General features: G+C 52.5%; 26 protein-coding genes. 17 read left to right on the top strand and 9 right to left on the bottom strand.

The window, feature by feature from the left end:
* Positions 1–25: 25 nt before the first annotated feature.
* Complete coding sequence (locus DMB82_RS15960; RefSeq protein ID WP_102118322.1) at positions 26–655, bottom strand: TetR/AcrR family transcriptional regulator; 630 nt, start codon at positions 653–655, stop codon at positions 26–28.
* Between the two features lie 288 nt (positions 656–943).
* Here DMB82_RS15960 and DMB82_RS15955 point away from each other — a divergent pair, with 288 nt between their 5' ends.
* The 3 genes from DMB82_RS15955 (at position 944) to DMB82_RS15945 (ending at position 4,273) form a co-directional block, all read left to right on the top strand.
* Positions 944–2,167: a Tm-1-like ATP-binding domain-containing protein gene (locus DMB82_RS15955; protein WP_116163998.1), complete on the top strand. Its 1,224-nt coding sequence runs from the start codon at positions 944–946 to the stop codon at positions 2,165–2,167.
* A 15-nt stretch (positions 2,168–2,182) separates the two neighbouring features.
* Positions 2,183–3,013: a phosphoenolpyruvate hydrolase family protein gene (locus DMB82_RS15950; protein WP_102118320.1), complete on the top strand. Its 831-nt coding sequence runs from the start codon at positions 2,183–2,185 to the stop codon at positions 3,011–3,013.
* A 216-nt stretch (positions 3,014–3,229) separates the two neighbouring features.
* Positions 3,230–4,273, top strand: a complete 1,044-nt coding sequence (locus DMB82_RS15945) for an alpha/beta hydrolase family protein (RefSeq protein WP_116163996.1) — start codon at positions 3,230–3,232, stop codon at positions 4,271–4,273.
* On the opposite strand, the gene DMB82_RS15940 is transcribed toward DMB82_RS15945, so the two are convergent.
* The 4 genes from DMB82_RS15940 to mutY form a co-directional block, all read right to left on the bottom strand.
* Positions 4,236–5,330, bottom strand: a complete 1,095-nt coding sequence (locus DMB82_RS15940) for a helix-turn-helix domain-containing protein (RefSeq protein ID WP_116163994.1) — start codon at positions 5,328–5,330, stop codon at positions 4,236–4,238. The genes DMB82_RS15945 and DMB82_RS15940 overlap by 38 nt on opposite strands.
* A 95-nt stretch (positions 5,331–5,425) precedes the next feature.
* Positions 5,426–6,499: a membrane-bound lytic murein transglycosylase MltC gene (mltC, locus tag DMB82_RS15935; RefSeq protein ID WP_116163992.1), complete on the bottom strand. Its 1,074-nt coding sequence runs from the start codon at positions 6,497–6,499 to the stop codon at positions 5,426–5,428.
* A gap of 52 nt (positions 6,500–6,551) precedes the next feature.
* A complete protein-coding gene (locus DMB82_RS15930) occupies positions 6,552–6,824 on the bottom strand; it encodes an oxidative damage protection protein (RefSeq protein ID WP_005975842.1) in 273 nt (90 codons plus the stop codon).
* On the bottom strand, positions 6,821–7,927 hold the full coding sequence (mutY, locus tag DMB82_RS15925; protein ID WP_116163990.1) for an A/G-specific adenine glycosylase: 1,107 nt from the start codon (positions 7,925–7,927) through the stop codon (positions 6,821–6,823). The genes DMB82_RS15930 and mutY overlap by 4 nt, the downstream gene beginning before the upstream one ends.
* A 165-nt stretch (positions 7,928–8,092) precedes the next feature.
* On the opposite strand from mutY, the gene trmB reads away from it, so the two are divergent.
* The 3 genes from trmB (at position 8,093) to DMB82_RS15910 (ending at position 9,986) form a co-directional block, all read left to right on the top strand.
* On the top strand, positions 8,093–8,812 hold the full coding sequence (gene trmB / locus DMB82_RS15920) for a tRNA (guanosine(46)-N7)-methyltransferase TrmB (protein ID WP_102118315.1): 720 nt from the start codon (positions 8,093–8,095) through the stop codon (positions 8,810–8,812).
* A gap of 1 nt (position 8,813) precedes the next feature.
* A complete protein-coding gene (locus tag DMB82_RS15915; RefSeq protein ID WP_010299679.1) occupies positions 8,814–9,158 on the top strand; it encodes a YggL family protein in 345 nt (114 codons plus the stop codon).
* A 114-nt stretch (positions 9,159–9,272) separates the two neighbouring features.
* Positions 9,273–9,986, top strand: a complete 714-nt coding sequence (locus DMB82_RS15910) for a YggN family protein (protein ID WP_116163988.1) — start codon at positions 9,273–9,275, stop codon at positions 9,984–9,986.
* Between the two features lie 64 nt (positions 9,987–10,050).
* Here the strand turns inward: DMB82_RS15910 and DMB82_RS15905 are convergent, their stop codons facing one another.
* The 4 genes from DMB82_RS15905 to mutH all read right to left on the bottom strand — a co-directional run bounded on the left by DMB82_RS15905 (position 10,051) and on the right by mutH (position 13,403).
* Positions 10,051–11,112 (bottom strand): NADP(H)-dependent aldo-keto reductase, encoded by a 1,062-nt coding sequence (locus DMB82_RS15905; protein ID WP_102118313.1) that lies wholly within the window; start codon positions 11,110–11,112, stop codon positions 10,051–10,053.
* Between the two features lie 205 nt (positions 11,113–11,317).
* Positions 11,318–11,524, bottom strand: a complete 207-nt coding sequence (locus tag DMB82_RS15900; RefSeq protein ID WP_102118312.1) for a YgdI/YgdR family lipoprotein — start codon at positions 11,522–11,524, stop codon at positions 11,318–11,320.
* 187 nt (positions 11,525–11,711) lie between these two features.
* Positions 11,712–12,428, bottom strand: coding sequence for a TerC family protein (locus tag DMB82_RS15895; protein ID WP_116163986.1), 717 nt, complete (start codon positions 12,426–12,428; stop codon positions 11,712–11,714).
* Positions 12,429–12,707: 279 nt separating this feature from the next.
* A complete protein-coding gene (gene mutH, locus DMB82_RS15890) occupies positions 12,708–13,403 on the bottom strand; it encodes a DNA mismatch repair endonuclease MutH (protein WP_102118310.1) in 696 nt (231 codons plus the stop codon).
* A 696-nt stretch (positions 13,404–14,099) separates the two neighbouring features.
* On the opposite strand from mutH, the gene rppH reads away from it, so the two are divergent.
* The 11 genes from rppH to recC all read left to right on the top strand — a co-directional run bounded on the left by rppH (position 14,100) and on the right by recC (position 25,790).
* Positions 14,100–14,633, top strand: a complete 534-nt coding sequence (rppH, locus tag DMB82_RS15885; protein ID WP_116163984.1) for an RNA pyrophosphohydrolase — start codon at positions 14,100–14,102, stop codon at positions 14,631–14,633.
* A gap of 12 nt (positions 14,634–14,645) precedes the next feature.
* Positions 14,646–16,892 carry a phosphoenolpyruvate--protein phosphotransferase gene (gene ptsP / locus DMB82_RS15880; protein WP_102118308.1) on the top strand — a complete coding sequence of 749 codons (2,247 nt, stop codon included), beginning with the start codon at positions 14,646–14,648 and terminating at the stop codon, positions 16,890–16,892.
* Positions 16,893–17,118: 226 nt separating this feature from the next.
* Positions 17,119–17,985: a prolipoprotein diacylglyceryl transferase gene (gene lgt, locus DMB82_RS15875; RefSeq protein WP_116164006.1), complete on the top strand. Its 867-nt coding sequence runs from the start codon at positions 17,119–17,121 to the stop codon at positions 17,983–17,985.
* A 36-nt stretch (positions 17,986–18,021) separates the two neighbouring features.
* On the top strand, positions 18,022–18,816 hold the full coding sequence (thyA, locus tag DMB82_RS15870) for a thymidylate synthase (protein WP_039312476.1): 795 nt from the start codon (positions 18,022–18,024) through the stop codon (positions 18,814–18,816).
* Between the two features lie 223 nt (positions 18,817–19,039).
* Positions 19,040–19,501 carry a helix-turn-helix domain-containing protein gene (locus DMB82_RS15865; RefSeq protein ID WP_039497370.1) on the top strand — a complete coding sequence of 154 codons (462 nt, stop codon included), beginning with the start codon at positions 19,040–19,042 and terminating at the stop codon, positions 19,499–19,501.
* Positions 19,501–20,076: a PIN domain-containing protein gene (locus tag DMB82_RS15860; RefSeq protein WP_116156327.1), complete on the top strand. Its 576-nt coding sequence runs from the start codon at positions 19,501–19,503 to the stop codon at positions 20,074–20,076. Before DMB82_RS15865 ends, DMB82_RS15860 begins: the two co-directional genes overlap by 1 nt.
* Before the next feature lie 178 nt (positions 20,077–20,254).
* The gene (locus tag DMB82_RS15855; RefSeq protein WP_116163982.1) at positions 20,255–20,758 is read left to right on the top strand and encodes a prepilin peptidase-dependent protein; all 504 of its coding nucleotides are present in this window, start codon (positions 20,255–20,257) and stop codon (positions 20,756–20,758) included.
* On the top strand, positions 20,752–21,378 hold the full coding sequence (locus DMB82_RS15850; protein ID WP_116163980.1) for a prepilin peptidase-dependent protein: 627 nt from the start codon (positions 20,752–20,754) through the stop codon (positions 21,376–21,378). The genes DMB82_RS15855 and DMB82_RS15850 overlap by 7 nt, the downstream gene beginning before the upstream one ends.
* Positions 21,375–21,830 (top strand): YgdB family protein, encoded by a 456-nt coding sequence (locus tag DMB82_RS15845; RefSeq protein WP_228400003.1) that lies wholly within the window; start codon positions 21,375–21,377, stop codon positions 21,828–21,830. Before DMB82_RS15850 ends, DMB82_RS15845 begins: the two co-directional genes overlap by 4 nt.
* Positions 21,817–22,209 (top strand): prepilin-type N-terminal cleavage/methylation domain-containing protein, encoded by a 393-nt coding sequence (locus DMB82_RS15840; RefSeq protein WP_116163976.1) that lies wholly within the window; start codon positions 21,817–21,819, stop codon positions 22,207–22,209. The genes DMB82_RS15845 and DMB82_RS15840 overlap by 14 nt, the downstream gene beginning before the upstream one ends.
* Positions 22,210–22,391: 182 nt before the next feature.
* A complete protein-coding gene (gene recC / locus DMB82_RS15835) occupies positions 22,392–25,790 on the top strand; it encodes an exodeoxyribonuclease V subunit gamma (protein WP_116163974.1) in 3,399 nt (1,132 codons plus the stop codon).
* The last annotated feature ends 93 nt before the right edge of the window (positions 25,791–25,883 follow it).

Here is a 25,883-nt window from a genome sequence, read left to right as displayed (position 1 = left end):
GCGGGACGCAGCATAGATGTGTTCGTTAGGTTTTCTGTGAAGCTGCCTGTGCAGCGTCTTCTTCTGCCTGCCGTAAAATGGCTTTGGCGACCCACTGCGTGACATCCTGAATGCCGTCTTCTTCCAGATGCCAGATATCTTTCAGCACCAGGAAAACCTCCGAACCATAAATAAGCGATAAGGCATAAATCACCCGCTGTTGTGCTTCCGGCGTGATTTTTCCTTCCAGTGGTTCAGTGGCAATCTTGAGCAGGCGTTTACGATTGCCGCGCGTCAGCGTATCCGTATGCAGGCGGTTGGAGCGGCGATCGGCCCATTGTTGCAGTGACAGATGCAGCGCGGCACGCAGCGCACCTTCATGCTCCAGCATTCTCGGGTAAGCAAAACGCAGCAGTTCAGACACGCGTTCACTGGCGTCCGGTTGTGCCGGGTGCCACGCCAGAATCGGCCCCAGGCTTTCGCCGACAACAGCGGAGACTAACGCACTTTGCGTCGGAAAATAGCGGTAGGCCGTCGCGCGTGAAAGCTGAGCCGCAGCGGCAACATCCGTAATGGAAGGGAATATGCCTTGATCGAACATATTCATGGCAGTATCAATCAGTAAACGACGGGTTTTCGCCCGTGTCGATGTCAGTTTTTCATCCCGTTCAATCACATAGACCTCATTGAATTTTCGGGCCGGACGCTATCGGGCAGCACGGCGTTATCGCCTGAACTATAGCAAATTGAGTGATTCTTGTGCTACGTCAAGCTTTATTACTGTTAATGTAATGCCATACATAACATTTTGAGACTTTTGTCTCATTTGTATATTTAATGATTTGTTTTTATGATACTTAAGTCTCAATATGGTGATAAATTAATCTTTTCTGTTTTTGGGCTCTATTAATTGATAATTATATCAATCTATTAATTGTTTCGCTAACGATGGGAGGGATACCAGGTGGGAAGTAAAATTGGCAACATTTATATTGCAAGTACTGCGGATACTAAAGGGAAAGAACAGGTTTACGTCCGCGACTTAATTGCCACTACAGGATTGAAAACGGTCACGGTCGATCTGTCAACGGCACCACAGTCAGCAGATACACGGGTGTCAGAGGCGACAGATATCAGCGCCGCAACGGTGGCCTCTTACCATCCGCAGGGCACATCGGCGGTGTTTTGCCATGACAGAGGTCAGGCGATTAGCGCCATGGCCGTTGCGTTTGAGCACTTCATGCTGTCCCGCGAGGATATTGCTGGGGTGCTGGGTCTCGGCGGCTCCGGCGGAACCGCGCTGATTACGCCCGCGATGCAGGCGTTACCGATTGGTATGCCGAAGCTGATGGTCTCGACGATGGCCTCCGGCGATATCTCCGGTTATATCGGTGCCAGCGATATCAGCATGATGCATTCCGTTACCGATGTGGCGGGCCTGAACCGCATTTCTCGTCAGGTTCTTGGCAACGCTGCGCACCAGATCGCCGGCGCCGTGAAGTTTCATATTCAGGAACATCATGACGATAAGCCCGCGATTGGCCTGACCATGTTTGGTGTCACGACGCCGTGCATTCAGGAAGCCAGTAAATTACTGGAAGCGGAGTTTGACTGTCTGGTCTTTCACGCGACGGGCAGCGGTGGGAAAGCGATGGAAAAGCTGGTGGACAGCCATTTGCTCACTGGCGTGCTCGATCTCACCACGACAGAGGTGTGCGATTTACTGTTTGATGGCGTGCTGGCCTGCGGGCCGGAACGGTTTGATGCGATAGCCAAGACGCAGGTGCCTTATGTGGCGTCCTGTGGCGCGCTGGACATGGTGAATTTTGGTGCACCAGCTAGCATACCGGAGAAATACGCGCATCGCCTGTTTTACAACCACAACGCGCAGGTCACGCTGATGCGGACCACGATAGACGAGAATATCGCGATAGCGCGCTGGATTGGAGAGAAGCTGAACCGCTGTGAAGGCGAGGTACGCTTCCTGATTCCAGAAGGCGGCTTCTCCGCGCTGGATGCACCGGATCAAGCATTCTGGCACCCAGAAGCCCGTGACGCGTTTATCAGCACGCTGGAGAGCGTCGTTCAGCAAACGGCAAAACGACAGATTACTCGTCTGCCTTTCCATATTAACGATCCTTTATTTGCCCAGGCCGCAGTCGATGCGTTTCGGGCGTTAGTGAAATAAGAAGGGAGAAGCATAATGTCAGGCATGAATCGTCAGGAACTGCTGGCAAAATTCCGCGACATGATCGCGCGCCGCGAACCGATTATTGGCGGTGGTGCGGGAACGGGGCTTTCTGCAAAATGTGAAGAAGCGGGCGGCATCGATCTGATTGTGATCTACAACTCCGGGCGCTATCGCATGGCAGGACGAGGTTCGCTGGCTGGCCTGTTGGCTTACGGCAACGCGAATGAGATTGTCGTGGATATGGCGAAAGAGGTGCTGCCGGTTGTGAAGCACACGCCAGTGCTGGCGGGCGTAAACGGGACCGATCCTTTCTGTCAGTTTGATAAGTTTCTGGATGACCTGAAAGCGCTGGGTTTTTCTGGCGTGCAGAACTTCCCAACCGTTGGGCTGATTGACGGTAATTTCCGCGCCAATCTGGAAGAAACCGGCATGGGATATGCACTGGAAGTGGACATGATTCGTCTGGCGCATGAAAAAGACATGCTGACCACGCCTTACGTGTTCAGTGCGGCAGATGCCGTCGCGATGACGAAAGCGGGGGCGGATATTATTGTGCCACACATGGGGTTAACCACCGGCGGCAACATTGGCGCGGAAACCGCGCTTAATCTGGCAGATTGCGTTCCGTTGATTAATCACTGGGCGGATGAAGCGAAATCCATCCGTAAGGATGTGATTGTACTGTGCCACGGCGGACCGATTTCAACACCGCAGGACGCACAGTTCATTATGGATCACTGCCCACAGTGCGATGGTTTTTACGGTGCCAGCTCTATGGAGCGGCTGCCGACAGAAACCGCGTTAACGGCGACTACACAGCAATTCAAAAAAATTAAGCGTTAACAGACTTTTTTGGTTCTATACCCAACAGACTTCCTAAAGCAGGAAAGAAGGCGGGTAAATTTTGCGCCACTATCAGGGAATGCGGCCAGCACATGCTGGCCGCAGTTTTTTTGTGTACCACAGAGAGGGACTAAATAGCGTTTTAGGTCGCATTGGTTAGAAAGTCATTGTTATAAATGCTATTTTTCACAGTGCAGAAACTTCGGAGAAATAGGTATGACATGGCGTATCACGATAGGGTTGATAACGAATTTACTACTCAGCTTTGCCGTTATGGCAAACGCGGGCATTGGGTTTCAACACATCACGTTAGCGGATGGAGCCACTAACAGGCCGTTGGACGTCGCCGTATTTTATCCGGCTTCGTCATCCTCACAGACCACGACCATTGGTGACAATGCCGTTTTTCCCGGTATCGCCGTAAGTAAAAATGCCGTGCCTGAATCCGGTGAATATCCCCTGATTGTGGTTTCACACGGCTATGGCGGGAGTTGGTTTAATCAATTCTGGCTGGCGCAGGTGTTGGTTAAACAAGGCTATATTGTCGCTGCGCCCAACCACCCCGGAACCACCTTTAAAGATATGCGGGTTGAGAAGGCTCAGGAATTATGGCTACGGCCCAACGATATTAGCCGCGTTATTACCGCTTTACTCGCTGCTCCAGAAAAAACGGGGCGTGTTGATGCGAAGCGTATTGCCGCTGTTGGCCATTCGCTGGGGGGATGGACGGTGCTTGAGCTGGCTGGGGGGCGCTTTAGTACGGAGCAATTTGAGAAAGATTGCCTGACGCACGCTGGGCTGGCGTCTTGTAAGGTGTATGAAAAGATGCAGGTCGCAAAAAATGCCGCATCGCGTGCGCAGCTTGATAAATCACTCGCAGATCCACGTATTAGCGCCGTGATTTCTCTGGATATGGGGCTGGCGCGAGGGTTTACCGCAGAGAGTCTGGCGGCAATACACATTCCTATCTTGATTATGGCGGCGGGGTATCCCAATGAGGAACTGCCTGCCGAGCTGGAATCTCACGGTCTGGCGCAGAAGCTGCCACCAGCGTATTCAACCTACAAGGAAATTGCCGATGCGACGCATTTTAGCTTCATGCAGCTTTGTAAACCGGGTGCCATTGAGATTATTAATGCCGAGAACCCAGGGGATGGCATGATTTGTCTCGACGGCGGTGAGCGTTCGCGTGAGCAGATCCATCAGGAAGTTGGGAAGGATGTCAGTGATTTTCTTCAGGCGGCGTGGCGGAAGCTGTAGTCTGTTCCTGAAGTGGATACTGACTACGCCAGACGCTGGGGCTCATCCCCGTGAGCCGCAAAAATTCGCGGTTGAAGTTTGATTTAGTCTGAAACCCGCTGGCCAGCATGATATCTGTGATTCGTGCATCCGTTTGGCTGAGGAGGCGCTTAGCCTCCTCGATGCGGTATTCGTTCATCACCTGCGAGAAATTACGACCGTGAACGCGGTTGATGGTTTCGGACAGGCGTCTGAGCGGTATGCCCATACGCCTGCTCAGGCGCTGAAGCGTCATGCTGGGGTCGGTGTATAACGCATGCGTGCGAATGAAATCATCTAACGTTTTCGCCAGTTGGTGTTCATCATCGGTTGCGGGTAGTGTTTCCGGCTTCTGGTCATGTGTAACGCTAAGCTCAGCCTGCGGGTGTTGTGCAGAGTGCGTGACGATAAGCAGGGTCAATATCGCCAGCATGATGATGTGGAATGCGGTGATGATGGTCGCCGCGCTATTGCCGCTGTAGAACGCGATATCCAGTGCAATGACGATATCGATAGCGCCGGAGATAAGCACATACAGCCCAGCGATAAACGGCGCGCTTTTCCACTTGGGTGATGGCGTTTGCAGACGGCGAGCGCGGTAAATCAGTATTGCCCCATAACCGAAGTAAATACTCACCAGCATTAGATCGATGAGTGGAAAGGTTGTTCTAATCTGGATAGTGCTTGCACCAAGGATGAGTAAGGGCGGTAACAGATGCCAGAGAGAGCGTCTACGTCTGCGGGTTACGTCCTCAGAGGTCTTGTCGCCGTGGGGGAAAAGGCACAGCCATAACAGCGGTGGAATCAATGCGGCAATCGCGGGTTGAATAAACGCGGGTAAGGCAACATGACTGCCCCAGCGTAACGCCACCAGCGTCAGGGCAAGACAGCTTACGCCGATGAGTACCGCGTCTGCCGTTGCACTGCGTTTTGTGGTGTTCTTGTTATGAGAAGGGTTGTGAATAGCCAGAAACTGGATGCGAAAAAACAAAATAACCAGCAGAAGTGCGGTAATTAACGGTAAAGGAATCGCGGTCATCGTGTTTATCAACAACGTTATTGTAGATATCTGGTCTGATGAAACCGCGCTACCGAGTTTATTCCGGTAGCGCGGCGTTCTGTGGTGCACATGAATTAGCGGCGGTAATTTTTCTGTGCCGTGTTCACTTTGTACAGATAGCGACGTGATTCGCCAGACGGGTGCTTCGTTGTCAGCGTCTGGTAGACATCGCTCGGTGACATACTGTTGATAATGCCGACGGCGCGATCGCGATCGCTGGAGAAGACGCGCAACACGCTGCCTGCGCCACCGTTATATGCGGTGATGACGGCGTAGCGTTTCGACGTCGGGTTCTCAATGCCGGCCAGATAGCTGTTCTTCAGAATCGACAGATAGGCGGTACCTGTGTCGATGTTTTGTTCTGGATCGAACAGATAGCTGCGGCTTGGCTGTCCCCATTTCCCTTTCATCTTGAAGACGTCGCGTCCTGCGCTGTGCTGTACCACCTGCATTAGACCCAGCGCATCGGAACGGCTGACGGCGTAAGGGTTGAAGCTCGATTCTGTCTGCATAATCGCCAGAATCAGCGACTCTTCAATACCGTAACGCTCGGAGGCTTTACGCACCAGCGGCAGGTATTTGTGCGCACGTTTATCCAGATGGTTAGGGACAAGCTGCATCGTGACCGACCAGATAACGTGCATGCCGGAGGTGCGTTTTTGCAGACGGTTCTGGAGCAGGTAATCCGCAAAGCTGGCGGCACGGCCTTCCCAACGGATCGGCTGTCCGGTGTTATCCAGCACCTGTCCGTACAGCAGCGGTTCGCGGCTGATTTGAATATCGTTAGCGTCGGAATACAGATCGGTGTTACTGGCGTCATCGCCCATCAGCAGGGTCGTGATAATCGCCTGGCGCAGGCTGGCAACGGAATTGGTTGCCGAAATGGTTTCGATCGTGATTGAACCGGCATCAAAGTTGATGTGGCTACGCGTCTTATATTGATCGGTGTATTTGACGTAGTCTTTCGGGCCAGCGATCAGTACTTCATTCATCCCCCAGATATTTTCGATGTTGTTGGCGAACTGGCCCATCAAAATATCGAAGGCGTTGGTATCCTTGAGAAACTCTTCGTTGTCGGCATTCCCTTTGTTTCCCGAACAGGAAACCAGCAGTGGTGCAATCACTAGCAGCGCTAACATTTTCTTCATATAACAAGCCGTGTCGGAATGGTGACGTAAGCGGGCCCGAAAGCCCGCAATCTCAGTGGCTCGGAGGCGTATAGCCTTCGATGTGTACGTCCTTCCCTTCAAACAGGAACTTGATCATTTCCTGTTCCAGCAGCTTACGGTCGTCAACATTCATCATGCTGAGCTTTTTCTCGTTGATCAGCATGGTTTGCTTGGTTTGCCATTGCGCCCAGGCTTCTTTAGAGATTTCGTTATAGATGCGCTTGCCCAGATCGCCGGGATAGAGCTGGAAATCCTGCCCTTCGGCGTCGCGTTGTAAAAAAGTACAAAAAATCGTTCTGCTCATGCTTCTTCCTCATCAATTGCGCAGGCATTCAAACGTGTTGACTGCGGGTGAGCCAACTCCCTCAGCAGGCGTTCTACCGGGGCGGCCAGTCCGACAGACGGCGGCTGCGCTAAGTTATACCAGAGACCTGCACCGTCATCCATGCAGGACCTGTTTTGTGAGCGATCGGTCTGCGATACGTCCAGCCAGAGCGGAACGATATCCAGATGAAAATGGCTGAATGTGTGGCGGAACGCGACAAGCTGTTGCAATCCATCAGGATTCAGACCACGTTGTTGTAGCCAGAGTTCCAATTCCTGACGTTCGCTGAACTGCGGGAAGCAAAATAGCCCGCCCCACAGGCCGACGGCGGGGCGCTGTTGCAGCCAGACTTGAGAACCCTGTTGCATCAGCAGGAACCAGCCAGTTTTCTCTGGCAGCGTCTGCTTCGGTTTCTTGCCGGGGTATTGCGCCCAGCTGTGGTTGGCGTAGGCAATGCAGCCAGTGCTCAGCGGGCACAGCTCGCACTTGGGGCGGCTGCGGGTGCAGACTATCGCACCGAGATCCATCATCGCCTGATTAAACTGGCTGACGCCCTCGGCTGGCGTGACGTCTTCACTCCGCGCCCACAGTTTCTTTTCGACCTCTTTCTTGCCCGGCCAGCCCTCAACAGCGTAGCAGCGTGCCAGCACGCGCTTCACATTACCGTCGAGAATCGGGTAATGCTGGCCGAGAGCGAGCGACAGCACCGCGCCAGCGGTGGAACGCCCGACGCCCGGCAACGCCGCGACTTCATCAAAGGTGGTGGGGAATTCGCCGCCGTGACGTGACACAATCGTCTGTGCCGCTTTGTGTAGATTACGCGCACGGGCGTAGTAGCCCAGCCCGGTCCACAAGTGGAGCACTTCATCCAGCGGTGCTGCCGCCAGTGCACTGACGTTCGGAAAGCGTTCCATAAAGCGTTGGAAATAGGGAATAACCGTGGTGACCTGCGTTTGTTGCAACATCACTTCGGATAGCCATACTTTATAGGGAGTTTTCTCAAGCTGCCACGGCAGGGTTTTGCGGCCATAGCGTTGGTACCAGTCCAGCACCTGATGGGCGAACTGTTGCGCTTGCATCATAAAATGGGGTCACTATCCGGCAGGTAAAAAGTTTGATAGCGATTCCAGCACAGAGTGAATGTGCTGTAAACCGGAACTTTCCGAGGCAGTGGGCTTGCTAAACCACGGTATCCTTGCATAATGCGCGTTTCATTAACGAAATCGGACAGCAAGTAAGCACTCTTTATGATTAACAACGTCATTTCACCGGAATTTGATGAAAATGGGCGCCCGATGCGTCGTATCCGCAGTTTTGTCCGCCGTCAGGGGCGCTTGACCAACGGGCAGCAACTGGCGCTGGATAACTACTGGCCGGTGATGGGCGTGGAATATCAGACCGAGCAGGTAGATTTCAACGCGCTATTTGGCCGTGACGCCCCTGTGGTGCTGGAGATCGGTTTTGGGATGGGGGCATCGCTGGTGACGATGGCCGCACAGCATCCCGAGCAGAATTTCCTCGGTATCGAAGTTCACCTGCCGGGCGTGGGCGCGTGTCTCGCTGCCGCACAGGAGGCGGGAATCAGCAATCTGCGCGTGATGTGTCACGATGCGATCGAAGTGCTGATGAATATGATCCCAGATGGCTCACTGTCTATGGTTCAACTCTTCTTCCCCGATCCGTGGCACAAAGCCCGCCATAATAAACGCCGCATCGTTCAGGTGCCTTTCGTCCAACTGGTACAGCGTAAGCTGAAAGTCGGCGGCGTGTTCCACATGGCAACAGACTGGGAACCTTATGCGCAACATATGCTCGAAGTGATGACCTCTGTCACCGAGTACCGTAATCTTTCCAATAATAATGAGTACGTTGAGCGGCCGGAGTCCCGTCCGCTGACGAAATTTGAAGCACGCGGCCAGCGTTTGGGGCATGGCGTGTGGGATCTGATGTTTGAGAGGATAAAATAAAATGGCACAAGCTCGTAGCCGTCGTTTACGTAAAAAACTTCACATTGATGAGTTTCAGGAATTAGGTTTTTCTGTCAGCTTCCGCTTTCCAGAAGGCACTAGCGTTGAAGATATCGATAAGCTGATGGATAAGTTCGTTGATGACGTCATTGAACCACAAGGACTGGCATTCGAAGGCAGCGGTTATTTACTCTGGGAAGGCCTGATCTGTCTGCAAAAAATCGGTCACTGTACCGAAGAGCATCGCCAACTGGTGAGCCGCTGGTTGGAAGAGCAGAAACTGACAGACGTGAAAGTCAGCAACCTGTTCGATATCTGGTGGGATCTGCCAGAACACCTGCTGTAATCCTTGGTCTTATCAAGGCATGCCTGAGCTGATTCTGGCTCAGGCGTTATCCGCCTCATCAAAGGGCGGATTGCCGCTCTCCCGCCACTGCCGTTGTTTTCTTCAGGAGAAAATATGTCGCGTAAAATAACCCTGGGTTTATTGATGTTGCTGTCCTGGCAAGCGCAGGCGGCCTACCAGTGCAACGTGAATCCGCAGGACGACATCATTATCAGTCCGCAACACGTACAGGTCGTGGGTGCCAGCGGCAATTTACAGCTTTCCCCGCAGGGCGATATCGTCCGTAACGGTACGCCACTGACCCTGAATGCCGAACAGCGCCAGAAGGCCAAAACCTATCAGGCGGATATACGCCAGCAGCTGCCGTGGATCGATCAGGGCGCGCAGCAGCATCTTGAAAAAGCGCGAGTCGCGCTGGATAACGTGATCGTGCAGGAGCTTGGCAGCGACAGCAATGTGCGCAATCGTCTGACTACGCTGGATAAACAGCTCAAGCAGCAGATGAACCGAATTATCGAACACCGCAGCGATGGCCTGACGTTTCACCATCAGGCGATTAAGCAAGTTGAGCAAGATGGCAAGCAGCTTGTGCAGCAAAGCATGGGCGGCGTCTTGCAGGATAGCCTGAACGAAATGGGCGTGAAACAGATGTCCAGCGGTGGCAACCCGCTACAGGCGATGATGGGCAACCTCGGTGGCTTGCAGAAAGCGATTCAGGCCGAGTGGAACAATCAGGAACTGGAGTTCCAGCGCTTCGGTAATGACGTATGTAGCCGCGTCACATCGCTGGAAAACCAGCGCAAGAGTCTGTTGCAGACGCTGAAGTAAGTGTGCAAGTCGAGTACAGATAAAGAAAGAAAACCGAGCATCAAGTAATGCTCGGTTTTGTCGTTTACGGTGCTGGGAATGTGAAGCGGCGATGGATCGCTTCCAGTTCGTCAAGTATCTCGCCGTCCAGCGTCAGGTTCTGGCTGTCGAGGTTGGTTTGCAGTTGTTCCAGCGTGGTCGCGCCTAGCAGCGTACTGGCGACGAACGGCTGCTGACGCACAAACGCCAATGCCATTTGCGCCGGATTCAGACCGTGCTTTTGCGCCAGTGCCACATATTCGGCAACGGCTGCCTGGGCCTGTGGGCCGGTATAGCGGGTGAAGCGGCTAAATAGCGTGTTGCGCGCATTGGCCGGTTTTGCGCCGTTCAGGTATTTCCCCGTCAGCGTACCGAATGCCAGTGATGAATAGGCGAGAAGTTCCACACCTTCATGCTGGCTGATTTCCGCTAGGCCGACTTCAAAACTGCGGTTCAGCAGGCTGTAGGGATTCTGAATCGACACGATACGTGCCAGGTCGTGCTTTTCCGCCAGATGCAGATAGCGCATCACGCCCCACGGGGTTTCGTTGGATACGCCGATGTAGCGGATCTTACCTGCACGTACTTGCTCATTCAGCGCTTCCAGCGTTTCCAGCAGCGTGACGACCGATTTGTCGTCAGTATATTGCGGTTTGTCATCCGTATACTGATAGCTCAGCTTGCCAAAGCAGTTGGTCTGGCGCTGTGGCCAATGTAGCTGATAGAGATCGATATAGTCGGTGTTCAGGCGTTGCAGGCTGGCATCCAACGCCGCACGGATGTTTTTTCTGTCCAGCGCCTGCTGTGGCCGGATGCTGTGATCGCTTCCGCGCACGGGGCCGGAGACTTTACTCGCCACAATCAATTTTTCACGTCCGCCACGGGATTTCAGCCAGGAGCCAATATAGCTCTCGGTTAACCCCTGTGTTTCTGGGCGAGGAGGAACGGCATACATTTCTGCTGTGTCAATCAGGTTAACACCTGCGGCAATGGCGTGATCTAACTGGGCATGAGCGTCTGCTTCGCTGTTCTGTTCGCCAAAGGTCATCGTACCAAGGCCCAGCACGCTCACTTCTAAAGAACTATGAGGTATACGGTGATATTGCATTGCCAGCTTCCTTATGTCTGAAAATAGCAGGCGCATTTCCCGTCATCTCCGCATGATTTGCTGCGATTCCAATGATTTTGGGAAGACACACCTGAATTCGACTATAACGAAGCCGTGGCGAGTGGGGAAGTCTCTTCTATTGCCGTTAGCAGGATTTTGCTGGAAGACGTCGCCCGATGGTGGGAATATCGGGCTAAAGCTGAGGCTAGCGCTGCACGATCTGGGAGATTTGATCGCGGTTGATTTGTTTCTGATTACCTTGCTCATCGGTATAGCTGAGCAACCCGGTATCTTTATCCAGCACGGGTTTTCCCTGCGTCAGGAGCATTTGCCCCTCTTTTGTCGCCATCACGTAGTCACTGGAACAGCCTGCCAGAGTGAATAATAACGCCAGTGTGATTGCCATTTTCATCGGTACTTTCATCCTATTAACCCGTTCATAAATGCCCAAATCTAAGGCGAGTCTAGCAAATGGTTGCGGGGGATAACGTAGGAATAATGGAAAAAATGTGTTTGGAGGGAATTAATTATTGTGTAATCAGGCGGCAGGTTGCCGCCTGATTATGACGTCTTTATCGTGAGCGCTCGCTATGCAGCGATCAGTGTGCTGCTTTTTCTTTTTTACTGCGTAGCAGGTTCAACGCCTCGACGGACATTGAGAAGAACATAGCGAAGTAGATGTAGCCTTTCGGTACGTGAATGTCGAAACTTTCCAGAATCAGGGTGAACCCGACCAGGATCAGGAATGACAAGGCCAGCATTTTGACTGACGGATGGCGTTCGACAAACTCGCCGATAGGGCGCGCAGAGAACATCATCACGAGAACGGCAATAACAACCGCTGCCATCATAATAAACAGATGGTCAGACAGGCCGACAGCAGTGATCACCGAATCCAGGCTGAAGATAATATCCAGCATCATGATCTGCACAATCGCGCCAAAGAAAGAGTACACCTTGGAAGTATGGTCTTCTGAACCGCCTTCGACGGTTTCGTGAATTTCCATACTCGACTTCCAGATCAGGAAGAGTCCCCCGAAGAACAGGATCAGATCGCGTGTGGAAATTTCATTGCCTGCGACGGTAAACAGCGGGTCGGTCAGACGTATGACCCAGGCAATAGAAGCGAGCAGTCCCAAACGCATTAACATCGCGCCCATCAACCCGATACGGCGAGCTTTGTTTTGCTGGGCTTTAGGCAGTTTGGCGACAACCAGAGACAGGAAAATAATGTTATCGATCCCAAGAACGATTTCCAGAATAGTCAGCGTTCCCAATGCCAACCATGCGTTCGGATCAACAATCCAATCAAACATTATATCAATACACCTTAAACGAAACGTAAACGATATTATACTCTGCCAGCTCGGGGCGTAGGCAAGCGAAAGTGTGATGTCGTAGAAATATACTCGTCATACTTCGCATTGCAGCCGTGTGCTGGCATCCCTTTTGCTCTGGGTTGGCGTCATGCCTTTCCCCGTTGTTTCCTTTGCCGCTCGATTGCTGCGTAATAGCGTGCGGCGTATGAGGCTAGTGTACGATGAAGCGGGGCGATGATGAAGCATCGTGCTAATGAAACACGATACGAATGAAACTCAGCGGCTTAGCTGCATAAAGTGGCGGGCGAGTAGCGGCGCGGTGAAGGTTTTTTTCAGGTAGAACCCGCGCGGTAAGGTCAGAATCGGTTGACCAAACTCGCCAATTGCCTCGGTTAATGCTCGGCTATTTGCCGCTTTGGGGCGTAGTTGCAGTACTTCGCCATGTCGGGCGGTGATGCTTTCTACCCGGCCAAGCACGATCAGGTCCATCAACTCTTCCCAATCGCAGCGCAACTGTTCCTCTTCCTCTTCATTGGGGCTCCAGATCAGCGGTGTGCCAATGCGGCGTTCTCCCAGCGGGATATGGCGTGAACCTTCCACCGGAATCCACAATACCCGCGCGAGCTTATGCCGAACATGGCTGCTTTCCCACGTCACGCCGCTGTTGCCTGTTAACGGAGCGACGCAGACGAACGTGGTTTCCAGCGGTTTGCCCTGTTCATCAATAGGAATAGTTTTTAGCTCAACGCCGATGTCGGGGAAATCCTGCTCGGGCTTGCTACCTGCGCTTGCGCCGAGAAAACGCTCCAGCAAGATACCAATCCAGCCTTTATCACGTTTCAGGTTGGCAGGAAGGCGCAGGCGAGAGATGTCCGCTAATTCCGCGAGATTATAGCCCGCGAGGGATTGCGCGCGCTCCAGCAACGTGTGCTCACTTGGTGGTGCAGTCGTGTGAACCGTGGGTGAATTCATAGCGTATAGCCCGATGTTTTTCCGCTCAAAAAAAATACAATAGATAGAAAATACCCATACACAGCCTGCAAGACTGTGGAGAAAAACAATAATAGCATGATTCGTAGTGCTTTTTTTTAGTGTGATGACGATCACTTAACTCCGTTTTGCAAACTGTGCACGTATAGCCACCGACAATAAACAGGATCTTATACTAGGTTATCCACAGATTTCTTGGATAACCCACATAAACATGAATTACTGGTTCGATTTACAGCCTTGACGCTCGGCCTTTTTGCTGTTTTTGCCTATTTATTGCCTGACTTTGAGGTATTGCCTGTGGATAAAATCGGCATAGTGCGATCTTTCGCCAACCTTGTATTGTATGCCATTTGAACAAAAAATAAGGGAGCGACATTTCAAGTAAAATGGTTTGTAATTTTATGAATAAAAAGCATTAATTTTTAATTCGCATTAATATTTTTTCTTCATTAAAAATGAGTTTTACTCACTTCTTCATGGGTTCTGCACAAAGATGTCCACAGAAAAAGTGAATAAATTGCCGATTCTTGTCTTCACATGTTTATAACTTTGATCTTATCTGTGGGTTATCTTACTTTTATTCGTATCACATGCTTTCTAAGCAGTGGTTTACCACCTGACGGGAGTGTGAAACAATCAGGACATCTTTGCATTGATGTTTATCGAGGTAGTCCGGTGATCGATGATGATGGCTACCGCCCAAACGTTGGTATTGTAATTTGTAATCGGCAGGGGCAGGTGATGTGGGCCCGGCGCTATGGTCAGCACTCTTGGCAGTTTCCTCAGGGGGGAATTAACCCCGGTGAAAGTGCTGAGCAGGCGATGTACCGCGAACTGTTTGAAGAAGTCGGGTTAAGAAAAAAGGATGTGCGCGTATTGGCATCTACCCGTAACTGGTTACGCTATAAATTACCAAAGCGTTTGGTGCGTTGGGATACAAAACCGGTCTGTATCGGCCAAAAGCAGAAATGGTTTTTGCTACAATTGATGTGTAATGAATCGGATATCAATATGCAGAGCAGCGGCACGCCGGAGTTTGATGGCTGGCGCTGGGTGAGTTACTGGTATCCGGTACGTCAGGTCGTCTCTTTTAAGCGAGATGTCTATCGTCGCGTGATGAAGGAATTTATCAATCCGGTGATACTGCTTCAGGAGAGTGTTGCGGCTCGAGTGATTACGCCATCCGGTCTTCGGCGAAAAAGAGGGTAATTTAGGCACATTATGCTCACGCGCTTGCGAGAAATTGTCGAAAACGTTGCGGCAACGGCCCGCCTTAGTGATGCGCTGGACATTCTGGTCAATGAGACCTGTCAGGCTATGGACACGGAAGTCTGTTCCATTTATCTGGCCGATCACGATCGTCAATGTTATTACCTGATGGCAACGCGCGGGTTGAAAAAGCCGCGCGGGCGCACGGTTACGCTGGCGTTCGGGCAAGGTATTGTCGGGCTGGTCGGGCAACGTGCTGAGCCCATCAATCTGGCCGATGCGCGTGCACACCCTAGTTTCAAATATATTCCCGCCGTGAAAGAGGAACATTTTCGCTCTTTTCTTGGCGTCCCCATTATCTACCGTCGCCACCTGCTGGGCGTACTGGTGGTGCAGCAGCGTGAACATCGTCAGTTTGATAAAAACGAAGAATCGTTCATGGTGACGCTTGCCACGCAGATGGCCGCTATTCTTTCCCTTTCACAGATAAAAACGCTCTTCGGTCAATACCGTCAGACGCGCGTTAAGGCGCTGGTGGCTGCACCCGGTGTGGCGATTGCCCCCGGCTGGCAGGATTGTACTCAGCCTTCTCTGGAACAGGTTTTTCCCGCATCGAGTCTGGACAGCGAGCGTGAGCGCTCCCGTTTAACGCAGGCGCTGGAAGAGGCTACGGCGGAATTCCGCCGCTTCAGCAAGCGGTTTAGCGCCAGCGCGCAGAAAGAGAGCGCTGCGATTTTCGATTTGTACTCGCACTTGCTCAATGATGCACGGCTCAAGCGTGAACTCTTTCAGGAAGTCGATGCGGGCAATGCCGCCGAGTGGGCCGTGAAGCTGGTGATCGAGCGTTTTGCCGCGCAGTTTGCCAATTTGCAGGATACTTATTTACGCGAGCGTGCGGGCGATCTGCGTGCGCTCGGGCAGCGGCTGCTGTTTCACCTCGACGATAACGCGCAAATCATGGGGCAGTGGCCTGAGCGCTTTATCCTCGTAGCGGATGAATTGACGGCCACGCTACTGGCAGAGTTGCCGCCTGAGCGTCTGGCGGGGGTTGTTGTCTATGACGGTGCCGCGAATTCGCATGCAGCGATTCTCGTCCGTGCCATGGGCATTCCGACGCTGGTGGGCGCAGACATCCAGCCCGAACTGCTGCATCAGCGACAGCTGATTATCGACGGCTATCGCGGTGAGCTGCTGGTCGATCCTGAACCCGTGCTGGTACAGGAATACCAGCGTCTGTTGACGGAAGAAAATGAGCTGACTCGCCTAGCCGAAGGCGAAATGGAACAGCCTGCCGTACTGAAAAGCGGCGAACGCATTCAGGTCATGTTGAATGCGGGGCTCAGCGTTGAACACGAAAAACGCTTTATCAATCAGGTTGATGGCGTGGGTCTGTATCGCACGGAAATCCCGTTTATGTTGCAAAGCGGATTTCCGTCTGAAGATGAGCAGATGGCGCAATATCAAAGCATGTTGGCGCTTTACCCTACGCGACCCGTGATGCTGCGCACGCTGGATATCGGCGCGGATAAGCCGCTGCCTTATCTGCCTATTAGCGAAGAGAACCCGTGCCTTGGCTGGCGCGGTATTCGTATTACGCTCGATCAGCCTGAAATCTTTCTGATTCAGGTGCGCGCCATGCTGCGTGCTAACGCGCATAGTGGCAACCTCAACATCCTGCTGCCGATGGTCAGCAGTCTGGATGAAATCAGTGAAGCGCGTCGCCTGATCGATCAGGCCGCGAGCGAAGTAGAAGAATTGCTGGGCTTCCCGCAGCCCAAGCCGCGAATCGGGATCATGATCGAAGTGCCGTCGATGCTGTTCCTGCTCCCTCATCTGGCTTCCCGCATCGATTTTGTTTCGGTTGGTACGAACGATTTGACACAGTATCTGCTGGCGGTAGATCGTAACAACGCTCACGTGGCATCGCTTTATGACAGTCTGCATCCTTCCATGTTGCAGGCGTTGAATATGATTGCCGTCGAGTGCGAGCGGCATAATATTCCGCTTTCCGTGTGCGGTGAAATGGCGGGAGAAGCGCTCGGCGCACTGCTGCTGACGGGGCTGGGCTATCGCTCACTCAGTATGAACGGACGTAGCGTTGCGCGAATTAAATATCTGCTGCGCCAAATTACGCTGGCGGAATCGCAGGCGTTGGTGAAGCAATTGCTCGGTGCGCAGAGCGCGACGGAAGTCCGACAGTGGGCGGCGATCTTTATGGAAGAGCGCGGATTGGGCGGCTTGATTCGCGGTGGGCGCTAATTCGTCGCGGTGCGATATCGACGGAGACATTAAGATTTAATTGCGAGTAAATGTTTAACAACGACTCAATGTTTTACAGAACTTTTCCCCTCCGCGATCAACGAGCGTGGGCGCATATGCTATGATTCGCCACCGCGGTTCGCAGGAACAGATTCATTCTCCTGCCTTTTGCCTATCAATGACAATCCCGAAAGTAGGGATAACACAATAAAATATGTGGTGAATGATGACGACAAGCTATCTGGCGTTTCCTCAGTTTGATCCCGTGATTTTCTCAATCGGCCCGCTGGCGCTGCACTGGTATGGGCTGATGTATTTGGTGGGTTTTATATTTGCCATGTGGCTGGCGGTGCGTCGGGCGAATAAACTGGGTAGCGGTTGGACCAAAGATGAAGTCGAAAACCTGCTATATATGGGGTTCCTTGGCGTCTTCGTCGGCGGGCGTCTGGGCTATGTCCTGTTTTATGCCTTCCCGTCATTTCTTGAAAACCCGCTCTATCTTTTCAAAGTCTGGGATGGCGGCATGTCGTTCCACGGCGGCTTAATGGGCGTCATCTGCGTTATGCTGTGGTTTGCTCATCGCACCAAACGCAATTTCTTCCAGGTTGCTGATTTTATTGCCCCTCTGATTCCTTTCGGGCTTGGTGCCGGTCGGCTGGGCAACTTTATCAACGGCGAACTGTGGGGACGCGTGACGACGGATACGCCGTGGGCCATGCTGTTTTCTGGCTCGCGCGGCGAAGATATGGTGCTGGCCGTCAGCAACCCGCAATGGCAGGCGATTTTCAATCAGTACGGCATGCTGCCGCGTCATCCTTCCCAGTTGTATCAAATGATGTTGGAAGGTGTGGCGCTGTTTATCATTCTGAATCTTTTTATCCGTAAATCTCGGCCGATGGGCAGCGTTTCAGGGCTTTTCCTGATCGGTTATGGCATGTTCCGAATCATTACTGAATTCTTCCGCCAGCCGGATGCGCAACTGGGGCTGTTTGGCGGCCTGTTCAGCATGGGGCAAATCCTGTCGTTGCCGATGGTGATCGCCGGTATTCTGATGATGGTCTGGGCCTATCGCCGTCAGCCTGTAAAGCAATAATCCGCTGTCCTTCTTTAATATTTGTGGTGAGGTAGTATGAAACAGTATCTGGATCTGATGAAAAAAGTGCTTGAAGAGGGCACGCCGAAAGCCGACCGTACTGGCACGGGCACGCGTTCTATTTTCGGCCATCAGATGCGTTTCAACTTGCAGGACGGGTTTCCGCTGGTTACCACCAAAAAATGCCACCTGCGTTCGATTATTCATGAGCTGCTCTGGTTCCTGAATGGCGATACCAATGTTGCTTATCTGCATGAAAATAAAGTCAGTATTTGGGATGAATGGGCGGATGAGAACGGCGATTTGGGGCCGGTTTACGGTAAACAGTGGCGTTCGTGGGGCGCTGCAGACGGTCGTGAGATCGACCAGTTGAAGAATGTCCTGACCCAGTTGAGACAGGATCCAGATTCTCGCCGTATTATCGTGTCAGCCTGGAATGTGGGTGAGCTGGACAAAATGGCGCTGGCACCGTGCCACGCGTTTTTCCAGTTCTACGTGGCGGATGGCAAACTCTCTTGCCAGCTTTATCAGCGCTCGTGCGATATCTTCCTCGGCCTGCCGTTCAACATCGCCAGCTATGCGCTGTTGGTGCATATGGTGGCGCAGCAGTGCGATCTGGATGTCGGTGATTTCGTCTGGACCGGTGGCGACACGCATCTGTACAACAACCATCTGGAACAGACGAATCTACAGTTGAGCCGTGAACCGCGTGCGCTGCCTAAACTGGTGATTAAGCGCCGTCCTGATACGCTGTTCGACTACCGCTTCGAGGACTTTGAAATCGAGGGATACGATCCACATCCCGCCATCAAAGCGCCCGTTGCCATCTAAAACTTCCCCACCTTTTTCAGGGCCGCGTAATGCGGCCTTTTTTTATTTCTCTTCGTGCAACGGGCCTACCGCTTCCTGAATCGGCTCTGAGTGAGAATTAATCGTTTCGAATATTGCGATTTACGTTTATTTCGATTAATGTTCCTTTTAACGATGTTAGCCCTTGGCGCTGATATCGCTACTCTGTAACGAATTAACAAACTGAAGAACGCTGGAATACTTGATGAAAAATACTCCTCTAAATAGTTTGAGCCTTCCGGCTCCAAAAGAAATGGAGGCCGCTATCCGTGGACAAAGGCAGCTTGCAACCTACCTGTCTACGAAGCTGGAAACACAGGAAATTTCGATTCAGGATGCGCATGATATTGCCCATCGGATCGAGTTGCCTACCTCAGCACTCACGCTTTTGATGAGTATCCTTGGCGAACTGGCGGCGGGTAATGCTGTCCAGATTGTCCCCGTGCAGGCTGAGTTAACGACACAAGAAGCGGCAAATATTCTGAATGTTTCACGGCCACATATGGTGAAGCTTTTGGAAGAAGGCCATCTTCCTTTCCATAAAACAGGTCGTCATCGCCGCGTGCTTTTTGCTGATTTGATGCAATACAAAGAACAGCGTGAAAATGAAAGTATGCAAGCCATGCAGGAGCTGACAGACCGAAGTCAGGAACTCGGGTTTTACTAATGAATCACTCCCCCTATCCCGTGGTACTTGATGCGTGTGTCATTTATCCATCCTTGCTACGAGATTTGCTCATGCATCTTGGTTTAACAGGGCTATATCAGCCAAAGTGGACGGTAAAAATTCAGGAAGAGTGGCAGCGAAATTTGTTGCTAAATAACGCTGACGTAACGATGGATAAGCTCAGGAACATTGAGCATCTGATGAATAAGGCATTACCTGATGCCAATGTGACTGGATACGAGCAACTTATCTCTGCTCTGGTTTTACCTGATGTGGGTGATCGACATGTATTGGCAGCGGCGATACGCGCTAATGCAGAAGTCATCGTCACTGCGAATCTGAAAGACTTTCCAGCAACGGCACTTTTCGAATTTGGAGTGGAAGCCATGCATCCAGACGACTTCATTGCCGATTTATTTGATCTCAATTCTGCTCTGGTGCTTAAAGCGGTTCGCACTTCGCGCACTGCCTTCAGAAAGCCTCCGTTTGATGTGGACGAGTATCTGGATTGTCTCCAGCGTCAGGGACTACCAATGACGGTAAAAGAACTGGATGCGTATCGATCACTGATTTAACGACCTACTCAAGCAGACGGTGTCTTCCATACAGGCTGGCGCCGTTTTTTCATTGTACTTCCCTACTTCCCCGCACGCTTTTTCTGTTGTTACATCGTTGCAGTAAAACATTGCGAACCGCCGCGTATAACGTCGTTAACACGCTGTTTTTGCTGATAAGACTCATTATCCTGACGCCATGAAAACAGGTAATCGACAACGGCGAGGGTTTACCTTGCTTGAATTATTGGTGGTGCTGACGATTGTGGCGCTAATGGCGGGCGGCGGTTTGCATGGCTGGATTCAGTATCAGCAGGCAATCCGTCTGGAGCAGAGTGCGCAGCAACTGCTGGACTTTTTAAGTCGGGTTCAGGCGAATGCCTACTGGCATAACGAAACCCGCACAGCGAAGCTCATATCGCAGGGAGAATTATGGTGCATGGTGGCAGGGCAGAATGAAAAGCAGGCAGAGGATTCGTGCCGTGAGAACCATCCGGGACAGTTCGTTCGCCGCACGCAGGATGTGGTGTTGGCAAAGTTCACAAGCAACGTTTTTACGTTCTTTGGCTTGCGTAACGCGGCACAGGCTGGGCACATCTCGCTGTCGAATTCTGCGGGTCAGTTACGCCTCATCATCTCGGTGAGAGGGCGCATGCGTCTGTGCAGCGAGGCGCAGGTTGTCTTGGCGATTCCCCTATGCTGAAACCGCTCGTGTTGACACGAACAAAATTGAGGCAACCAAAGCCGAAGTGTAAGCAGCGGGGCTTCACTCTGCCGGAAATCCTGTTAGCACTGAGTTTAGGTAGCCTGATTATGCTGTCGGCGGCACAGCTATACCCTCTGCTGCGTAGTCAAAGTCAGGACAGCGCACAGCTTTTCCGTCTGGAGCAGCTCTTCAGTCAGGTCGCCATGGGAATTGAGAAAGACATCCGTCGGGCTGGTTTTTGTGTGGGAACCTGTCAGGGAAAGGCGATCAGCCTGGGGAATTATCCAGGAGAGGCAGAAAACAGCTGTCTGAATGTCTCCTACGATCTTAACCGAAACGGGGCTTGGGATGGTGGGGAGCAGCAGGATGCGGAATCTTTTGGCTATCGTCTGCGCGGTCGGTCGTTGGAAATTCAGAGTGGAGCGCATAACTGTCAGGGCGACAGGTGGGAGAAGCTGTTTGATCCGCAGGAGGTGGTACTCACGGTGTTCCGGTTACAGCGTCTGTCTGCGAAAAACAATGCGGCGTTGTATGAATTACAACTGGCCGGTTATTGGGCCAAACGTCCTGCCGTTCGGCAGCATATCACTCGCCTTATTCTTGGTCGTAACCAATGAAAAAAGGACATCAGGAGGGGAGTGGAACGCTGGCTATGGTGCTGCTCATCGCCATTATCGGCCTGCTGTTGATGTCCGGTTTGCAACGCCAGCTTGATGCTGCCATTCAGGTGGGTAACGATGAACGGCACTATCTGCAAGCGTTCAATCAGGCATTGTCCTCGCTGAATTGGGGAAGAGGGCAGCGTTGGAGCGCGCTAACGGAAAACTGGCAGTGCCAGCGGCTGTCGGCAGAACAGCTCGTAGTGTGCCTGCGTGCGGCCTCGGATGGGGAGCAAGGATTACTGCGTGGCGAAGGAACTCTTCCTGCTTCAGCGCTGCCGTTGACGTTGTACCAACGCGTGTCCTTTTCGGCACTGTCGTCGGGCCAGATTGCGATTCAACCATTGGGTAACGGCTGGTTAGACTTTTGCCCGGATAAAGATGTCGCACGCTGTGATGCAACGGAGTAGCGCAATGAACAACAGGCTCAGGAGTCGTCAATCTGGTTTCAGCCTGCCGGAGACGCTGGTTGCGGCGCTGCTGTTCGCCGTGTCGCTGATGGGGTTACTGCAATATCACCAGATCTTGCAGCAATCATTTCAACACCAGTTGCAGCAGCGTCAGGCGTGGCGGTTCGCTATGCAGCAACTGGAAGCCTATGAAGCGGGTGTGTCGTATGATCCGTTCGCGCTTGGTCATGAAGAATCTCTTAGCAAAAACTGGCAGTTTAGCGTGTCAGAGCAGTTACAGGGCCCAGAATGCCGTCAGGTAACGGCAAGAGTCATGACGCCACGTCGCTATCAGGCTACACTAAACCGTTGGTTTTGCCTGTCATCGCCTGTTGGGTAGGCATACTTGGGTAAACTATACCCTAAATAATTCGAGTTGCAGGCAGGCGGCAACCGCACGAATTCCCGGGAGCTTACACCAGTAAGTGACTGGGGTGAGTAAGGGAAGCCAACGCACATGCAGTTTGAAGTATGACGGGTATATGAATGATCAATCGTAAGCCGCGGCGAGCAGGAGCCAGAATGTTTAGAATCTATCACTCCAATCAGTTGGATATCTTGAAAAGACTGATGGTTGAGCTGATAAAACGTCAGCCGCTTGCAGATCCCTTCCAGCAGGAAGTGATTTTGGTGCAAAGCCCGGGGATGGCGCAGTGGCTGCAAATTGAACTGGCTGGACACTTCGGCATTGCTGCCAATATTCAATTCCCGCTGCCCGGTGTTTTTTTGTGGAATATGTGTCGCCATGTGCTGCCGGATATTCCAAAAGAAAGCGCTTTCAGCAAGGATGCGATGACGTGGAAGCTCATGCATTTGCTGCCCGATTTGTTGGCACAGCCTGATTTTGCGGCCCTTAACCACTATTTGCAGGATGACGATAACCAGCGCAAGCTGCATCAGCTTGCCGGACGCGTAGCGGATCTTTTCGATCAATATCTGATTTATCGCCCTGAGTGGATCAAGGCATGGCAAGAAGGGAAACAGGTTGACGATCTCGGTGGCAACCAGCTGTGGCAATCGGCGCTGTGGCGTGCGTTGGTTGACTACACTCGCGAACTGGCGCAGCCCGAATGGCACCATGCGATTTTGTATCAACGCTTTATTACTGCGCTAGAACAGGCAAAAGCGTGCCCGAAAGGCCTGCCGCCACGCGTTTTTATCTGCGGTATTTCGGCGTTACCCCCTATTTATTTACAGGCGTTGAACGCGCTGGCGCAGCATATTGACGTGCATCTGCTATTTACCAATCCCTGCCGCCATTACTGGAGTGACATTCAGGACTATAAATTTCTGGCGAAGCTAAAAGCCCGCCACCGTCGCCTACACCGCTTTGATGGTGAACAGCCTGATGAAACCCGCCCGCTCTTTCGCGATCCCTCACAGGCAGAAACGTTGTTCAACGACGACGGTAAACAGTCGATTAATAACCCCTTGCTGGCATCGTGGGGCAAGCTGGGGCGCGATAACCTTTATCTGCTGGCTGAGTTGGATAGCGTGCAGGAAATCGACGCCTTTGTTGAGTTGGATGGTGAAAATCTGCTGCAAACCTTGCAGCGCGACATTCTTGAGCTGGAAGACCACGCGGTGGTTGCCGTCAGCCACGAAACGCAGAACACCAGCATGCAAAAACGCCTGCTGGCACTCGACGATCGTTCGATCGATTTTCACGCCTGCCATAGCCCGCAGCGTGAGGTTGAAGTGCTTCACGATCGGCTGCTGGCTATGATGGCTGACGATCCTGAGCTGATGCCGCGCGACGTCATTGTGATGATGGCGGATATCGACAGCTATACGCCGTTTATTCAGGCGGTATTTGGTAACGCACCGGACAACCGTTACCTGCCTTTTGCCATCTCCGATCAGCGTGCGCGACATGCGCATCCCGCATTGCAGGCGGTAATCAGCCTGCTGGATTTACCGACGAGCCGTTTTACGGCAGAACAGGTTCTGGCATTGCTTGAAGTGCCCGCGCTGGCTGCGCGTTTCGGTATTCAGGAAGAAGGGCTACGTCGTCTGCGCCTGTGGGTAGTGGAATCAGGTGTGCGCTGGGGATTGGATGACGACAACGTGCGCGATCTGATGCTACCGCCAACGGGGCAACATACATGGCGTTTTGGCCTGACGAGAATGCTGCTGGGCTATGCGATGGACAGCCAGGTCGGCGACTGGCAGGGCGTATTGCCTTACGATGAATCCAGCGGCCTGATTGCCGAACTGGCTGGTCAACTGGCCGAACTGCTGATGCATATCCATCACTGGCGTCAGCGTCTGTCTCAGCCACGTGTGCTTGTTGACTGGTTACCGCTGTGTCGAGAGCTGATCGAAACCTTCTTTGATGCTGACAGCGAGACTGAAGCGGCGCTGGCATTGGTAGAAAAACAGTGGCAGTACGTGATTGGTATGGGCACGATGGCGCATTATCCGCAACAGGTGCCGATCTCCCGGTTACGTGATGAACTGTCGCGGCGTCTCGATCAGGAGCGGCTCAGCCAGCGTTTCCTGGCCGGTTCGATCAACTTTTGTACGCTGATGCCCATGCGTTCCATCCCGTTCAAGGTCGTGTGTTTGTTGGGTATGAATGACGGCGTTTATCCTCGAACGCTGCCGCCACTCGGGTTCGATCTGATGGGGCGGAAAATCAAGCGCGGCGATCGTAGCCGACGTGATGATGACCGCTATCTGTTTCTTGAGGCGCTTCTGTCGGCACAGCACAAACTCTATATCAGCTATATCGGGCGCTCGATCCAGGATAATACGCGTCGCTATCCTTCCGTATTGGTCAGCGAACTGACGGAATACATTGCACAAAGTTACGTCCTGCCGGGTGATGAAGCGCTGGATATCGATAGCAGCGCGGAGCGCGTGGTGAAGCACCTTTGCCGCGAACATAGCCGGATGCCTTTTGATGCGAATAACTTCCTGCCTTCACCGCAGCCGTTGAGCTTTGCGGCAGAGTGGCTGGCTGCGGCGAACCAAAAAGGGGAAGCGCAGCCTGATTTCGATCGTGAAGCCTTGTCCGAAAGAGCGAGTGATAGGGATGTTAGTCTGGACGATCTGAAGCGTTTTTATCGTCATCCTGTGCGAGCCTTTTTTCAACTGCGGCTTGGCGTGAGTTTTATGCTGCACAGCGATGAGCTGTTGGATGAAGAACCCTTTGTGGTTGATAGCCTTAACCGCTATCAGTTGAATAGCGAGTTGCTTAATACCTTGATTAATGAAGGCGATACGGAAAAACTGTATCGCCGTGCCAGAGCGGCGGGTGAACTGCCCTATGGCGCGTTCGGCGAAATTTACTGGCAGGAACAGCAGCAGGAGATGGCGCAGTTGGCTGCGCGTGTACGCGATGAATTAACGCCTTCGCTGTCGGTGAGTCGGGAAGTGGATATCCTCCTCGACGGCGTGCGCGTCAGGGGCTGGCTGAATCAGGTTCAGCCGGATGGTTTGCTGCGCTGGCGTCCGGGCACACTTTCGATGAAGGATGGCATTACGCTGTGGTTGGAACATCTGGCCTACTGCGCAACGGGCGGACAGGGTGAAAGCCGGCTGTATGGGCGGGAAGACACGGCGTGGCGCTTTGCTGCCTTGTCGGAAGCGCAGGCCAGAGAACATTTGGCCGTCATGCTGGATGGATATCGTCAGGGAATGAGCAAGCCGCTGTTATTGCTAAATAAAGCAGGGAGCGCCTGGCTGGCTGAATGTTATGATCGTGAAAGTGATAGCCTGCGGGCGGATGAGGACGCGCAGAACAAAGCGCGCACCCGGTTACTGCAAGCCTGGCAGGGCAACATGGGAATGCGGGGTGAAGGTGAGGATTATTACCTGCAACGCATTATTCGTGAGTTGGATGAAAAGCGAATGAATGAGGTGATTGAAGCGGCGCAAATCTGGCTACTGCCACCGTTCCGCTCTAATCTGGCGTGATGAGTTTGTTTTGGGTAATGCCCGAGTCGATTTCGAGGTGCGAGAAGATAACGCACTGCAACGTGAAAAGTGATGGATATGAGGTTGGAGAAT

This window comes from Pectobacterium aquaticum, from assembly GCF_003382565.3.
GTDB lineage: Bacteria > Pseudomonadota > Gammaproteobacteria > Enterobacterales > Enterobacteriaceae > Pectobacterium > Pectobacterium aquaticum.
Note: the sequence above shows the minus strand (reverse complement) of the source record. Positions and strands in the feature narration are given on the sequence as shown.

Coding starts and splice junctions, on each gene's coding strand:
- lgt (WP_116164006.1), top strand. CDS start 17,119: ATGACGACAAGCTATCTGGCGTTTCCTCAGTTTGATCCCGTGATTTTC.
- DMB82_RS15860 (WP_116156327.1), top strand. CDS start 19,501: ATGAATCACTCCCCCTATCCCGTGGTACTTGATGCGTGTGTCATTTAT.
- DMB82_RS15910 (WP_116163988.1), top strand. CDS start 9,273: ATGTCGCGTAAAATAACCCTGGGTTTATTGATGTTGCTGTCCTGGCAA.
- DMB82_RS15865 (WP_039497370.1), top strand. CDS start 19,040: ATGAAAAATACTCCTCTAAATAGTTTGAGCCTTCCGGCTCCAAAAGAA.
- DMB82_RS15845 (WP_228400003.1), top strand. CDS start 21,375: ATGAAAAAAGGACATCAGGAGGGGAGTGGAACGCTGGCTATGGTGCTG.
- trmB (WP_102118315.1), top strand. CDS start 8,093: ATGATTAACAACGTCATTTCACCGGAATTTGATGAAAATGGGCGCCCG.
- DMB82_RS15945 (WP_116163996.1), top strand. CDS start 3,230: ATGACATGGCGTATCACGATAGGGTTGATAACGAATTTACTACTCAGC.
- ptsP (WP_102118308.1), top strand. CDS start 14,646: ATGCTCACGCGCTTGCGAGAAATTGTCGAAAACGTTGCGGCAACGGCC.
- DMB82_RS15905 (WP_102118313.1), bottom strand. CDS start 11,112: ATGCAATATCACCGTATACCTCATAGTTCTTTAGAAGTGAGCGTGCTG.
- mutY (WP_116163990.1), bottom strand. CDS start 7,927: ATGATGCAAGCGCAACAGTTCGCCCATCAGGTGCTGGACTGGTACCAA.
- DMB82_RS15895 (WP_116163986.1), bottom strand. CDS start 12,428: ATGTTTGATTGGATTGTTGATCCGAACGCATGGTTGGCATTGGGAACG.
- recC (WP_116163974.1), top strand. CDS start 22,392: ATGTTTAGAATCTATCACTCCAATCAGTTGGATATCTTGAAAAGACTG.
- DMB82_RS15840 (WP_116163976.1), top strand. CDS start 21,817: ATGCAACGGAGTAGCGCAATGAACAACAGGCTCAGGAGTCGTCAATCT.
- DMB82_RS15850 (WP_116163980.1), top strand. CDS start 20,752: ATGCTGAAACCGCTCGTGTTGACACGAACAAAATTGAGGCAACCAAAG.
- mutH (WP_102118310.1), bottom strand. CDS start 13,403: ATGAATTCACCCACGGTTCACACGACTGCACCACCAAGTGAGCACACG.
- thyA (WP_039312476.1), top strand. CDS start 18,022: ATGAAACAGTATCTGGATCTGATGAAAAAAGTGCTTGAAGAGGGCACG.
- DMB82_RS15915 (WP_010299679.1), top strand. CDS start 8,814: ATGGCACAAGCTCGTAGCCGTCGTTTACGTAAAAAACTTCACATTGAT.
- DMB82_RS15900 (WP_102118312.1), bottom strand. CDS start 11,524: ATGAAAATGGCAATCACACTGGCGTTATTATTCACTCTGGCAGGCTGT.
- DMB82_RS15930 (WP_005975842.1), bottom strand. CDS start 6,824: ATGAGCAGAACGATTTTTTGTACTTTTTTACAACGCGACGCCGAAGGG.
- DMB82_RS15950 (WP_102118320.1), top strand. CDS start 2,183: ATGTCAGGCATGAATCGTCAGGAACTGCTGGCAAAATTCCGCGACATG.
- DMB82_RS15855 (WP_116163982.1), top strand. CDS start 20,255: ATGAAAACAGGTAATCGACAACGGCGAGGGTTTACCTTGCTTGAATTA.
- DMB82_RS15940 (WP_116163994.1), bottom strand. CDS start 5,330: ATGACCGCGATTCCTTTACCGTTAATTACCGCACTTCTGCTGGTTATT.
- mltC (WP_116163992.1), bottom strand. CDS start 6,499: ATGAAGAAAATGTTAGCGCTGCTAGTGATTGCACCACTGCTGGTTTCC.